The 13,755-nt window shown below is 48.1% G+C and carries 12 protein-coding genes; 2 read left to right on the top strand and 10 right to left on the bottom strand.

The features are described 5' to 3' along the window. Positions 1 to 185 precede the first annotated feature (185 nt). Entirely contained in the window at positions 186 to 1,298 is a 1,113-nt protein-coding gene (locus HII30_RS03225) for a hypothetical protein (RefSeq protein ID WP_169503490.1), read from the top strand. Between the two features lie 23 nt (positions 1,299 to 1,321). On the opposite strand, the gene HII30_RS03230 is transcribed toward HII30_RS03225, so the two are convergent. The 7 genes from HII30_RS03230 to HII30_RS03260 all read right to left on the bottom strand — a co-directional run bounded on the left by HII30_RS03230 (position 1,322) and on the right by HII30_RS03260 (position 9,392). Continuing rightward, on the bottom strand, positions 1,322 to 2,575 hold the full coding sequence (locus tag HII30_RS03230; RefSeq protein WP_169503491.1) for a type 2 periplasmic-binding domain-containing protein: 1,254 nt from the start codon (positions 2,573 to 2,575) through the stop codon (positions 1,322 to 1,324). Between the two features lie 198 nt (positions 2,576 to 2,773). Beyond that, entirely contained in the window at positions 2,774 to 4,105 is a 1,332-nt protein-coding gene (locus tag HII30_RS03235; RefSeq protein WP_169503492.1) for a PhoH family protein, read from the bottom strand. A 371-nt stretch (positions 4,106 to 4,476) separates the two neighbouring features. Continuing rightward, positions 4,477 to 5,565, bottom strand: coding sequence for an LCP family protein (locus tag HII30_RS03240; protein ID WP_169503493.1), 1,089 nt, complete (start codon positions 5,563 to 5,565; stop codon positions 4,477 to 4,479). 114 nt (positions 5,566 to 5,679) lie between these two features. Continuing rightward, positions 5,680 to 5,976: a YlaH-like family protein gene (locus HII30_RS03245; RefSeq protein WP_169503494.1), complete on the bottom strand. Its 297-nt coding sequence runs from the start codon at positions 5,974 to 5,976 to the stop codon at positions 5,680 to 5,682. A gap of 65 nt (positions 5,977 to 6,041) precedes the next feature. Further along, complete coding sequence (typA, locus tag HII30_RS03250) at positions 6,042 to 7,883, bottom strand: translational GTPase TypA (protein WP_169503495.1); 1,842 nt, start codon at positions 7,881 to 7,883, stop codon at positions 6,042 to 6,044. Positions 7,884 to 8,031: 148 nt separating this feature from the next. Next, the gene (locus HII30_RS03255; RefSeq protein WP_169503496.1) at positions 8,032 to 8,538 is read right to left on the bottom strand and encodes a LiaF transmembrane domain-containing protein; all 507 of its coding nucleotides are present in this window, start codon (positions 8,536 to 8,538) and stop codon (positions 8,032 to 8,034) included. Positions 8,539 to 8,732: 194 nt separating this feature from the next. Next, a complete protein-coding gene (locus HII30_RS03260) occupies positions 8,733 to 9,392 on the bottom strand; it encodes a TerC family protein (protein ID WP_169503497.1) in 660 nt (219 codons plus the stop codon). Between the two features lie 126 nt (positions 9,393 to 9,518). Here HII30_RS03260 and HII30_RS03265 point away from each other — a divergent pair, with 126 nt between their 5' ends. Beyond that, entirely contained in the window at positions 9,519 to 10,208 is a 690-nt protein-coding gene (locus tag HII30_RS03265) for a TerC family protein (protein WP_169503498.1), read from the top strand. 107 nt (positions 10,209 to 10,315) lie between these two features. On the opposite strand, the gene thiI is transcribed toward HII30_RS03265, so the two are convergent. The 3 genes from thiI to HII30_RS03280 all read right to left on the bottom strand — a co-directional run bounded on the left by thiI (position 10,316) and on the right by HII30_RS03280 (position 13,600). Beyond that, a complete protein-coding gene (thiI, locus tag HII30_RS03270; RefSeq protein ID WP_169503499.1) occupies positions 10,316 to 11,560 on the bottom strand; it encodes a tRNA uracil 4-sulfurtransferase ThiI in 1,245 nt (414 codons plus the stop codon). Positions 11,561 to 11,568: 8 nt separating this feature from the next. Beyond that, positions 11,569 to 12,720 (bottom strand): cysteine desulfurase family protein, encoded by a 1,152-nt coding sequence (locus HII30_RS03275; RefSeq protein WP_169503500.1) that lies wholly within the window; start codon positions 12,718 to 12,720, stop codon positions 11,569 to 11,571. A gap of 118 nt (positions 12,721 to 12,838) precedes the next feature. Continuing rightward, on the bottom strand, positions 12,839 to 13,600 hold the full coding sequence (locus tag HII30_RS03280) for a lytic transglycosylase domain-containing protein (protein ID WP_246245979.1): 762 nt from the start codon (positions 13,598 to 13,600) through the stop codon (positions 12,839 to 12,841). Positions 13,601 to 13,755 lie beyond the last annotated feature (155 nt).

Raw genomic sequence — 13,755 nt, forward strand, 5'->3', positions numbered from 1 at the left:
AAGAAAGCGATCAGGCACTGGTGCCGGATCGCTTTTTTAATTGTGCATGGATTTGCGGCAGTCCGCAATCTTACACGGCCAAGCATTGATAATTGCGTCGCAGCAGTCATATATTGGTTAAATATGGGGATATGAATTTGATGAATAACTAACCTTTTCATTTTTGCTAAGGGGGTTTTCAAGCGTTGAATATACGAACATGGCGTCCATTCATCCTGCTGGGGCTCTGTATGGTACTCACCTTCCTTTCAATCACACCCGGGACCAGTGCAGCAGAACCGTACTCTATGCCGGTGGAATCGGAAGAAGCGCGCAAACTGCTTCAGGACAGCCTGTCCATCGTTGAAATCGACCGGGAAATCGGCCGAATTGAAATCCAGCAAACCAAACTCCGCACCCTGCAGCGCTCCCTGGAGAGAGATATAACCCGGCTCGAAAAAGATATTCACGTTAGGCGGGAACAAGCAGGTGCGGTACTTCGCGAATATTATATGGGGGAGCGGAAAACACTTTTTACGCTGCTTCTTTCGGCGAGCAGCATGTCCAGTTTTTTCAGAATTATGGAATTCTATGATCTGATTATCCAGAATGATCGTCAAGTTCTTCAAGCTTACGACAATGAATATCGAGCCCTGGCTAAAGCTAAAAATGATGCTCTCCGCAACGCGAGCCAGCTGGAGGAAGTTAGAAATCGCCTTATTCTCCAGCGTGAACGCGTGCTTGCTCTTGAAGAACAGGTCAGCAGCGGCGTCCTCGCGAGCGGCAATCCAGAAGCCATGTCCCGATTGATCCAAGAGTTCACATTATATTGGGAGAATGTAGGGCTGTATGAAGTAAAAAAACACTTTCAAGCGTTGGCAGATGCGATGAACAATCTGCCTGATTTCATCCAGAATGGTGACAGTATGCTGAAAACCAATGGCAGACAATATTCCATCAATCTTCATGAAGATGAACTGAATCGCTTCCTGCGATCTCAGAATGAGCTCTTCAATACGTTCGCTTTCCGCTTTAATGACGGTAAAGTGATTGCGGAAGGAGAAAACGGAAATCTTTCATTGCGAATTGAAGGGCATTACAGCATCGTCAATGACCCGGATAATGCCATCTTGTTTCAAGTCGATAAACTTGTATTTAACCAACTGGAGCTCCCGGATACGACGCGTTTAGAGCTTCAGGAGGAATTCGATATGAATTTTTATCCAAAACAGCTCGTATCTTTTCTAAAAGCTACAAAGGTAAGCAGTACAGATCAGCGGCTGCTGGTCACTCTGGAACTGGATCTAAAAAATAAATAACACAAAGAGGAGGTCACGGTCTGCTATGGTGCAGCCGCGGCCTCCTCTTGCTTCCCGCTCTCATCTGTGGCTAATGCCGTAAATTCCTGCAGACTGATCTCGCCATTTAGAAGAAGCAGGGTGATTTTCGTATAATCTGCAAAACCGTCCGCACGGCCAAAATTCAGCTCGGCTGCAGACGACTGTACTAAATATTGCTCCAGCTGCGCGAGCGCTGAAGGTTCCGCCAGCTGTATGATAGCGCTGTCTTTATTTAAATCGGTTCCTGACATCACTGGATATCTGCCGGTGATGTTCGTCCACAATGGATCTCTGGCTCCAGCTGTCATGTCACTAATCCAGGATAGCGCAAGCAGTGATTGTTCCCTATTTCCTGTTAAGGCAAAACTTCGGGTATGGATAACTGGTTTATAGCTCGACATTTTCGGATCCGGTAAGGTAATCTCGTATCCTTCAGGCCAGTCCCGATTCAATGATGAAGATGAACTAATCCTGGTGGAAGCCATATCAGAGCGGTCTTCCGCATTCATCCGGCGGCGATATGCTTCATCATCTTCTAGCTGAAGTTGGGTGTAGAACTGCTGCAGGTCCAGTGCTGCGGATTCCTCCTGCCCGGGCATTTCCGGATTTCCTCCTGCCGCATACACAGCAGCAGCAAAAGCATAAGGATCCTTAGGATCGATGGAAAACCCTGATATGACCTCTGGATCACTGGTCTGGACCGACTCTCCCAGCGGCTCTGCTGCCGGTTCTTTCGCTCGTTGAACAGTGATATATGGATCCACATCCAGAGGAACGCCCCATTGAAACCCGTTCCACTGCATCGACGACAGCAGTCCTGCAGGAAGCTGCGATTCCGGAATGACAGATGGCGCTGCCTCAACGGGCAGCAGCAGGCCCTTTATGGCAAAGGGCTTGATCCAGTGACTGTCTGCCAATATGACATCCGGACCTTCTCCTAGCTGCATTCTCCGCATAAAATCCTCATTGTTCCCTGCTATATTCTCCATTTCAATGATATGAACGACGGTACCGGTCTTCTGCATAAACTGCTCATTCAATTTGATGAGATGAGCCAACTCAACTTTATTCATCGTTACCCCTACAGTAATGGGGCCCAGGTCTCTCCTGCTGACATCGGGTGTTTGATCCGGCGGCAGCGGAATTTCACCAGGAAGATCACGGCCTACTTTTGGAGTGACATCAAAGCTTGGAGATAAGCTGGTTAATGATAACAGAAGTATGGCAAACAGGAGCCCATAATTTTTCCGCCTCACGGCTTGTATCACTCCTTTTTGTGATCATTGACCTTATATTACCAGAGTGATAGTGCTCTTGTCCTACTTTTTTTGCGAAATATTAAGTCCTGCTCACTATAAAATCACTTGCGCTCCAATAAACATCAGGACTGTGCTGAGCAGACAGCCCGGCACAGTCCTGAGATAACCCTATCATTTCCCGGAAAATAAAGAGAATTACAATAAATCCGCCGCGAGCTGTGCGAGCTTAGAACGCTCCCCTTTTGTCAACGTAATATGACCGCTGAGACTTTCTTGTTTAAAGGCATCCACAACATAGGTTAATCCGTTGCTTACCGCATCCAGGTAAGGATGATCAATCTGTTCAGGATCTCCCATCAGAATCACTTTACTGCCCTCTCCCGCTCGCGACACGATCGTTTTGACTTCATGTGGAGTCAGGTTCTGTGCTTCGTCGACAATGATGAACTGCGAAGGGATTGAGCGTCCGCGAATATACGTCAAAGCTTCCACCTGAATGCTGCCCAGCCCCATTAAAATTTTATCGATATCCCCTGCTTTTTTGGTATCAAAGAGAAATTCCAGATTATCATAGATCGGCTGCATCCAGGGACGAAGCTTTTCATCTTTCTCCCCCGGAAGGTATCCGATGTCTTTGCCCATTGGTACGACAGGGCGGGCAATCAGCAGCTTTTTATATTTATGATCGTCTTCAACCTTGCACAAGCCTGCTGCCAAAGCGATCAGCGTCTTCCCTGTACCTGCTTTTCCTGTAATGGTTACCAGCGGGATGTCATCATTCAGGAGCAGTTCAAGCGCCATACGCTGCTGCGCATTCCGCGCCGATATCCCCCACACCGGATCATTACTCAAGAACAGCGGCTCCAGCCGGGTCGCTTCGGCATTTACTTTAAGCAGTGCGGATTTACCACTGCCCATTTCATCCTTCAAGATCACAAACTCATGAGGATTCAAACGGAAGTTTAGCTGAAGCGGCGCAATCGGCAGATACCGGTTACTGTAAAACTCGTCAATCATGGAAGGATGCACCATCAGTGTGCAGTGGCCCGCATATAATTCGCTGGGGTCTCCTATGCGGTCAGACAGATAATCCTCTGCTGTCATGCCGAGTACATCTGCTTTGATCCGCACCAGCACGTCTTTGCTGACCAGCACAACCGACCGGGAATCCTCTTTCTCATCTTCCTCCAATTTATAATTTAATGCGACAGCCAGGATCCGATTATCGTTCGAGGCTTCACAAAACATTTCCTGAACCTTTACAAAGCTGCGGTGGTTAAGTTCCACCTTGAGGCTTCCCCCATTCTCGAGAAGCACCCCGTCATGAAGCTGTCCCTGGGCGCGTAAACCGTCCAAAAGGCGAGACACGGAGCGAGCATTACGTCCGAGTTCATCCGCATTCCGTTTCTTGGAGTCGATTTCCTCCAAAACTACAGCCGGGATAATGACCTCATGCTCTTCAAAGGCGAAGATCGCTTTGGGATCGTGCAGCAGTACGTTTGTATCCAGCACAAATATTTTCTTCATCGATATCCCCTCCACAGCTTCTTCTTACTTCATTTATTCTTTAAATACGGCTGCAACCACTGCTGTATTAAAAGGCACCACCTCCTTTGAGCTTATCCTCCAAATTCCCACATAAAACAACAAAAAAAGCCTGGCGATCATCACCAGACTTTTTGTTCAGGGCATAGCATAACCAGACCGCAACCCTGCTTTTCACGGCCAACAGCACATCCGCGCACATATGCAAATTTCATCTCTTCTAGAGCTGAATTTCGCTGAACCATGAATTTTGTCGACTGCTTTGCAGTTGGGGACATCATCCAGCCTCCTGTACGATAACTAGGGATATGCTTTTATTGTATTATAGGACACGCCAAAACTTGCTATCAATCTTAAGGCTGAGACACAGAATCTGCATTCTCCGCAGCAGCCTGGGGTTCCACAGTATGGCGTCCTTCCAGCTCATCTTTCAAGGCCTGCTTGGCCTGCTGCAGTTCGGACTCATTAATGTAAACAAATGGACTGCGCCACTCTCCGGTAATCGGAACAAAATTGACGTTTTCTTTGTTAACATCGTAATAGGCTTTGATCATATTCTTCATCTGATCATTCTCGAGATCTGTCTTCATGTTATCACTGACGGCCTCAAGTACTTTATAAGACTTTACGGCACCACCAAAAGATTTCATACGGTCAATCAAGGAATGCAGCACCTCGCTCTGACGCGCATTGCGGTCAAAGTCGTTCGATTCCTGTGTCTTCGGTTCACAGTTCATCGATTTACGATAGCGGACATAGTCCAGTGCCTTGCTTCCGTCCAGCTCCTGCGGACCAGCTGTCAGATTGATATCTGTACCGTCTTGTGAGTCTCTGTGACACATATTGTACTTCACGTTGACATCCACCCCGCCAAGCGCATCTACAACATCCCGAAATCCTTGGAAATTCAGAACCGTGACATAATCAATCGGCACATCCAAATACTTGCTCAGCATGGTTTTCATCTCTTCTTCTGCAGATGAACCGCCCTTCTTTTCCAGGTTCTTGAAGGTTGGATAAAAAGAATTCAGTTTGCGGTCGTTGCGATACCCTTGCAGTTGCAAGGAAGAATCCCGGGGCAGCGATACAAGTGTTGCTGTATTTGTCTCAGGGTTCATGGATACAACCATCACGACATCCGTCAGATGTGTCTGATGCTGCGGCCTGTAATCTGTACCTAGAATCAGCATCGTAAGCGGCTTGACCTCGGCTGACTGCTCCGGCGGCACGGCTTTATCAACACCTGTGTTCAATACGGTGTCTTCTGCTTTCAAATAGAGCGTACCGACATAAACTGCTGCTCCCAAAATAGCTAAAATCACAAGAATAAGAAGCCATTTGAAAAACAATGCCATCGGACTTTTCTTCTTTTTGACCGGAGTTTTCTTCCGCTGTCCCCCTGGATTTGCTCTGGGAGGAAGCCCCGTATTTCCTGTACTCATAGCATATACACCTTTTCGTTCAATTTAGATACATGGGAATCATGTAAAAACTCTCTACCTTATAAACGACATTTCCTTAAAAAAGTTGCCGGCATTCGCCGGCAAATGTAATTTTTATGGAGTTTTAGGGTTATTCTGGCCTTTTCTCTTCTGCCGGTCTTCCACAAAATAACGGATACGCACCATCAGCATCAAGCCAACGGCGACCAGCAGGCACTGGATAATCGGAAGCTTATCAATCTGAAAGATGAGCAGCATTCCAGAACCAAGAGCCATTAGAATATAAAGCAGTATTTCTTTCAGCAATGGCATCTTCTGCCGTACACGAAACACCTTGTTGTACACGTAAGTGATCAGCACGAAGATAATAAGGTAGGACACCAGCGGGTGTTCCGCTAACCAGTTCTGCACAGGTGGGTTCACTCCTTTACACGAAGCATGTGCGGGCAAGCCCGCAGCCGGAGGTTACCTGCCGGCTACAGACTGGACTGTGCCATTTTGCGGGTTTTCTCTGCACGTTCCCGCTCGCTCTTGTTCAAAATTTTCTTGCGAAGACGAACCGATTTCGGTGTGATTTCGCAATATTCATCATCATTCAAATATTCAAGCGCCTGCTCCAGCGAGAAGATGCGTGGCGTCTTCATTTTGACTGTGTCATCTTTAGTGGCAGAGCGTACATTCGTCAGCTGCTTTTCCTTACAGATGTTAACGACAATATCATTATCACGGGTATGCTCTCCAACAATCATGCCTTCGTAAACTTCTGTACCTGGCTCTAAGAACAGTGTTCCGCGGTCTTCGACGCCCATCATGCCGTAGAATGTCGTTGTGCCGTTCTCTGTGGATACAAGCACACCTTGGTGACGTCCGCCAACCTGACCACCATGAAGAGGACCGTAGCTGTCAAACGCATGGTTCATGACGCCGTATCCGCGGGTCAGTGTCAGGAAATGGGTGCGGTAACCGATCAATCCACGGGCTGGAATCAGGAACTCCAGACGCACTTGACCGTTCCCGTTATTCACCATGTTCACCATTTCCGCTTTACGTGTACCCAGACTTTCCATTACGGATCCCATGCTGTCTTCCGGCAGATCGATAATCAGACGTTCGATCGGTTCCATTTTGGCACCGTCAATCACTTTAACGATAACTTCAGGCTTGGACACCTGGAGTTCATAACCTTCACGACGCATGTTCTCGATCAGAATACCCAGGTGAAGCTCACCACGTCCAGATACGACATAAGCATCCGGGCTCTCGGTTTCTTCGACTCTAAGGCTGACATCGGTTTCCAGCTCTTTAAAGAGACGGTCACGCAGTCTGCGGGATGTTACCCATTTCCCCTCACGACCCGCAAACGGGCTGTTGTTGACCAGGAACGTCATTTGAAGGGTAGGCTCGTCAATCTTCAGAACCGGCAGTGCTTCCGGATGCTGAGGATCCGCAATGGTTTCACCAATATTGATGTCTTTGATACCGGCAATCGCTACGATATCGCCAGCTCCCGCTTCCGCTACCTCTACACGCTTCAATCCCTGGAAGCCGAAAAGCTTCTCGATACGTGCAGATTTGCTGGAACCATCACGAAGCATGACTGTAACGGCCTGCCCCTGCTTGATGACACCGCGGTTCACACGTCCTACCGCAATACGTCCAAGGTACTCATTATAGTCCATCAGGGTAACGAGGAATTGAAGAGGCTCTTCTACTTTCTCGGTTGGGGACGGGATATGCTCTACAATTGTTTCGTACAGAGCAAGCATGTTATCATCCTGTTTGTCCGCATCCATACTGGATGTTCCGTTCAGTGCCGATGCATAAACAACCGGGAATTCCAGCTGCTCGTCATTCGCGCCAAGCTCGATGAACAGATCCAGTACTTCGTCGATTACTTCGGCCGGACGTGCTGCAGGACGGTCAATTTTGTTCACGACAACGATCGGCGTCAGATTATGTGCAAGTGCCTTGCCCAGAACGAACTTCGTCTGCGGCATACAGCCTTCATAAGCATCAACAACGAGCAGAACGCCGTCTACCATTTTCATAATACGTTCAACTTCTCCGCCAAAATCGGCGTGACCAGGTGTGTCTACAATGTTGATCAGAAAATCCTTGTACGTAATGGCTGTATTCTTAGCCAAAATAGTAATACCGCGTTCACGTTCCAAATCGTTGGAGTCCATGGCACGTTCCTGCAGCGTTTCATGCTGCTGGAAAATCCCCGACTGCTGGAGAAGCTGGTCTACCAGCGTGGTTTTACCATGGTCTACGTGCGCGATGATCGCGATATTACGAAGTTGATCTCTTGATTGCATAAATTTATCTCAAATCCTCTCTTTTCGTATGGGCCACAAAGAAAGCGCCGGACGTTAATGCAATCCCGACGCTTCAACATATACACCTTATTTTATAGGTTATGTGATTCAAAAATCAAGTCTTTTCAGAAAACTTCCAGTTAGATGTTCAGCCGCGGCTCCACTTACTGCTGCCTTTACGACCCCGGCCATAAATCAGCCATATGCCCGCCAGGATCAGAATCAGGGCAATTACATAGAAAGCACCGGTGTTCAGCCAGGAGAAAACAAATAAAATGAAAGACAAGACAATCAGTACGGCAGCTACAGGCAGCGCACCTCCCGGACGCGGAGATTCATACAAATAATATTCATATACTCCGATACCGATCCCCAAGATAAGTGCAGGCCACAAGATGCTCATCAAGTGCCAGCCCCAAAAACTGCAGATCAGAAACAAGACGCCATACACCGTTAATATTCCGGCTGGAATTAAAATACCGGCAGATGTCCGTCTTCCAAAATACAGCAGATGCAGCAGCACGCCTGGAATCAGCAGAACCAGCGGCCACAGGGTCCGTCCCAGGAACCCGAACACCCCCAGCTTACCTAATAAAATGAATACGCCGGCAGCAATGATAAACAAGCCCAGTGACAAATCTCTTTTGGAGGACATTTCGATCACCCTCTCTTACGTATTATGTACAAACTTTAAACCAAAACGTCATGTTTCATGGTATTGCTTTCATTTTATCCGAAAACGACAAAAAAAACCATAACCCGGGCTTGACCGTCATGATCACCAGACACATTTATTTTCAGCATGCAAAGAAACCGGAAGTCCATGATCTCCCGGTTCTTGATTTATGCTTATGGACGCACTTGCAAAGATCTAAATCCGCCATACATGCCCATTCCGACAGCCAGCAGGATCGGCAGCATATTATACAAGCCTGGAAGCCAGTATATCAGCAGCACCCCTGTTCTGGAGTCATGGAGCAGCATCTCTCCCGCCGTGTAGGCAAGGATTGCAGCTCCCAGATAGAGCACAACAGGGAGTTTGACAAGCAGCTTTGAAATAATGCCGCTGCCCCATACAACAATGGGAATGCTAAGCACAATGCCAATCACGATCAGGGCCAAATCCCCTTCAGCGATTCCCGCAATGGCCAGCACATTATCAAGGCTCATCACAAAGTCCGCGACAAGGATTGTGTAGACAGCTCCCCACAGAGATGCAGACTCTCTCAATCCCGTATGTTCACTCTGCTGATCTGTAATCAGCTTCACAGAAATCCACAGCAGCAGCAGTGCGCCCCCGGCCTGCAAATAAGGAATTTTCAAGAGAAGAACAGCAGCAAATGTTAACAGGCATCGCAGGATCACAGCTCCAGCCGTGCCGATCCATACTGCCCGCCGTTTATTTTGTTCTGGAAGATTACGGCTTGCCATTGCGATCACCAGTGCATTATCACCGCTCAATACCAGATTAATAATAAGAATCTGGCCCAGCAACATCAATGTCTCCATGATGCACCCCCTCTTAAAGTCATATGAGGTCATCGTCCAAGCTATGCTTGCATCACGGAAAAAACAAGCCTATAATGAATCCACTTTATTAAAACGGCTTTTTCATATTAAAGGAGTGACATATTGATGGAGATCTTCAGCGGCGAGTTTTTCCTGGCTCTCGTGCAGATTGTGTTCCTGGATTTAGTACTGGCAGGGGACAATGCCATTGTAATTGGCCTGGCAGCCCGTAACCTGCAGCCTGCTACCCAGAAGAAAGCGATTCTGCTTGGTACAGCTGGAGCCGTGCTGCTTCGCATCTTGGCAACCATCCTGGTCGTATGGCTGCTGGAAATTCCGTGGCTGCTGCTGATCGGGGGAATTCTGCTGATCGGTATTGCCTACAAACTGCTCACCGATGAGGACGATCACAGTGACATCCAGGCAGGACAGCATCTTTGGACTGCGATTCGAACGATTATTATCGCCGATGCGGCGATGGGGCTCGATAATGTTATTGCCGTTGCCGGTGCGGCTGAACATAACAATGTCCTTGTCGTACTCGGTCTTCTGATCAGCGTGCCCATTGTCGTATGGGGCAGTACACTGTTCATTAAGTTAATCAACCGTTACCCTTGGATTATTTATCTCGGTGCCGCTGTGCTGGGCTATACCGCTTCATCCATGATTACCGATGAAGAACATTTCACTGCATTTTTTGATACTCATCCGCTCGTAAGAGGTTTATTCATTGCTGCTGTTGTACTTGGTGTCCTGGCCGCCGGACATTTTAAAAAGCAAGCCTCTCGCCGGCAGCGCGAACAGACAGGTACTTAACCCCTGTCAAATATGGGGAACCACCCCCCCTTCCCAAACCAAGAACAAAGCTCCCCTTCAAGTCGTGGTTAATTTCTTAACCTGTACTTAAAGGGGAGCTTTTCACGCTAAAACCATTCTTCTTTCACAACAGACTCCTTCTTCATCCCCTGCTCCGAATCAAGCTGCATATCCGGTGTGATGATGACCGTTTCAGTCTGTTCTACCGCCAGATCGATCTTGGCCTGCAGCCCCGGAAGCGTAGCCTCCACTTTTTGCACAATGCGAAGGTTCGGGTTGGTGGTCGGGGACTTGGGAACAAACAAGGTACAGCAATCCTCGAAAGGCAGAATCGATGTTTCATAGGTTCCGATTTTTTTGGCCATTTCAATAATATTCTGCTTATCGGTCGTGATCAGCGGACGCAGCAGCGGAAGCTCGGTCGCCCGTCCAATGACATTCATGCTGGGCAGTGTCTGACTAGCAACCTGACCCAAACTATCTCCTGTAACGATGGCCTGTGCGCCTTCCTGTTCCGCGAGTCTGGATGTAATCCGCAGCATCGCCCGTCTCATGAATGTGATAATCAGATTATCCTGCCCGATACCGGTAAACGAAGTCTGAATGTCTGTAAACGGCACCAGATGAAGTTTGATTTGACCTGCATATCCTGATAAGATTCCGGCCAGTTCAATCACCTTCTCCTTGGCCTGCTGACTTGTGAACGGATAGCTGTAAAAATGAACACACTGGACCTCCAGACCTCTTCGCATCGCAGAAAAACCCGCCACCGGACTGTCAATCCCGCCCGACAGCAGCAGCATCGCTTTTCCGTTCGTTCCCAGTGGAAACCCGCCTGCCGCCTCAATCGACTCATGAAATAGATAGGTCCGGTTCTCACGGATCTCCACTCGCAGCTCAATTTCCGGATTCTTGACATCGACCTTCAGCTGGGAGAAATTTCGAAGCAGCGGAGAACCGATCAGATGATTCATTTCCTGGGAGGAATGCGGAAAAGCTTTCCACACCCGTCTTGCATTTACTTTAAATGTTGTCTGCTCCCCCAGTTCCGACCTTCCAATGAAATCTACTGCCGCTGCAGTGATGTCTTCCAGTTCCGACCTGCACACCTTAACAGGACTTATGGAAACAACACCGAACACCTTTTTCAATACGTCAAGGATGGGGGTCACAGGTTCTCCGTTTAAATCAATATAGAGCCTCCCATACTCCTTAAGTATTTTAGCGTTCGGATAAGGCTTCAATAACGCTCTGACATGGGTTAGAATGCTTTTCTCAAAGCGATTGCGATTCTTCCCCTTTAATGTAAACTCCCCAAAACGAAGGAGCAGCATATCATACGGCGAATTCATAGTAATTCTTACCTCCTTCTTGCTGTAATAGATCGCAGCTTGTCTGCCGATTGCTCCAGCGCACGGCATAGTTGTATAACATCATTCTCTGTATGCTCCCATCCCAAACTGATCCGGATCCCGCTGGAAGCAGCGTCCTTGTCCCGGCCCATTTTCAGAAGCACCCGGCTCGGTTCACTGCTTTTGGAGGAGCAGGCTGATTTGGTTGAGATGAGGAACCCCTGCTGTTCCATAAGATGAACCAAAACTTCAGGCTTCAATCCCGGGTAGGAAAAGTGGACGATATGCGGTGCGCCGCTGTCCGTGCTGTTCAGCATAACCTCTGGCATTTTGGCGATTTTCTCAAACAAAATATTCCGAAGCCCGTTCATTTTGTGGTAAAAGTCAGCTTGTGCCGCCGAGGCCAGCCGCATGGCTTTCGCTGAGGCTGCAGCAGCCGCAACGTTCTCAGTGCCTCCCCTATGTCCGTTCTCCTGCGAGCCGCCAGTTATAAGCGGAAACAATGTTACTCCTTGTCTGATATACAGGATACCGGCCCCCTTGGGACCTTTAAATTTATGAGACGATAATGTGTACAGATCTGTTTTCCAGTTATCCAGTTCTACAGGCAGCTTTCCAAATCCCTGCACACCGTCCACATGGAACAGTACTCTGTGATTTTTCTCTTTGATGAGGCTGCCAATCTTCTCAAGAGGCTGTACTGCCCCTGTCTCATTGTTAACATGCATAACACTAACCATAACCGTATCACTGCGAACCTGTTCCGCAAGCTGTTCCGCATTAACAACACCATCCGGACCGACTGGAATCCATGTCACTTCCCAGCCCAGAGCTTCCATCTGTCTAAAGGATTCGTATACGGAAGGATGCTCCGTTACGGTCGTCACCAGATGCTTGCCGCGGGAACGATACTGCATGGCTGTACCCTTGATCGCTAGGTTGTTGCCCTCGGTAGCTCCTGAGGTGAACACAATCTCCTTGGGAGAAACCGACAGTGCACCAGCGCATACCTCTCTCGCTCTTTTAAGCAGTTTGGCTGCTTCCTCGCCTGCACTGTGAAGGGCAGACGGGTTTCCATAGTGCTGTGCCATGATCTCAGACATACTCTGGATCACTTCAGGATAAGGCGGCGTTGTGGCCGCATGATCGAAGTAAAGCAATGGATGAACCACCTTTCCAACGCAAAAAGATCAAACGGGTCGTTTTAGTGTAGGCTTCAAGCCTGCGAAAACTTCCCGTTTGACCTGTTTATGGATTTATGACAATATTCAAGCTTTATCAAACCTCATATTTGGTACGAGACTGCAAGACTTTGTGTATATAGGATTGTGTTTCCGAAGGCAAAAGTTCTAACTTGTTCATTAACTCTTCATCGGAAGACAATCCAAGTCTGGAAACTCGTCCAGGGCCGGCATTATATGCAGCAAGCGCCATACCGACTTCACCGCCGAATTTCTCAAGCTGATATGCAAGATACTTGGTGCCGCCTTCAATGTTAGCGGCTGGATCAAACGAATTGCTGACACCCAGTCCACGTGCTGTAGCATCCATCAGCTGCATCAAGCCTTTTGCGCCTGCTGAGGAGACGGCATTGGGATTAAAAGAGGATTCCGTATCAATCACAGCTTTGATCAAGTCAACAGGCACGCCATAACGCTGCGACGCCGAGAGAATCAGCTGTTCGTAGTCGCCCGAACGCGGCGCGCTTTCCTGTACTTCCACATGTTCCGAAGAAGATGTAGGGCTTAAAGGCTGATAAATGCCCCCTGCTTGTCCGTCGAGTGAGTTTATATTTTCTTTCATATCCAGCTGCTGCCATAGCAATCCGTCTTTAAAGGTAACGCCAGGGGCTAGATTAACTACCGTTCCTTCTGGAAATCTGTTCTCCCCTGTTTCATAGGAGGTCATAGCCTGAACCAAAACATTATCAAAGCTGGCATCCGGAAATGACGATTTCACTTGGGTCGTAACCTGATTACTGCTGTCTCCTGCCCGGTAAGTACCTGTCGATCGGTCTCCCTGAACTGGAATGAATTGCATTATGATCACATCTTCCTGTTAGAAGTCTGCTTCCATTTTACAACCTTTCCAGTTCAGCCGCTATACCCATTTTTTAAAAAAACATGAACACTCGTTTCAAATACAAATGGACTGTCTCATAGGTAAATGAGACAGCCACATAAATCCTTCGGTGA

Origin of the sequence: Paenibacillus lemnae (genome assembly GCF_012933385.1) — a bacterium.
In the GTDB taxonomy this organism is placed as follows: Bacteria; Bacillota; Bacilli; order Paenibacillales; family Paenibacillaceae; genus Paenibacillus_AQ; species Paenibacillus_AQ lemnae.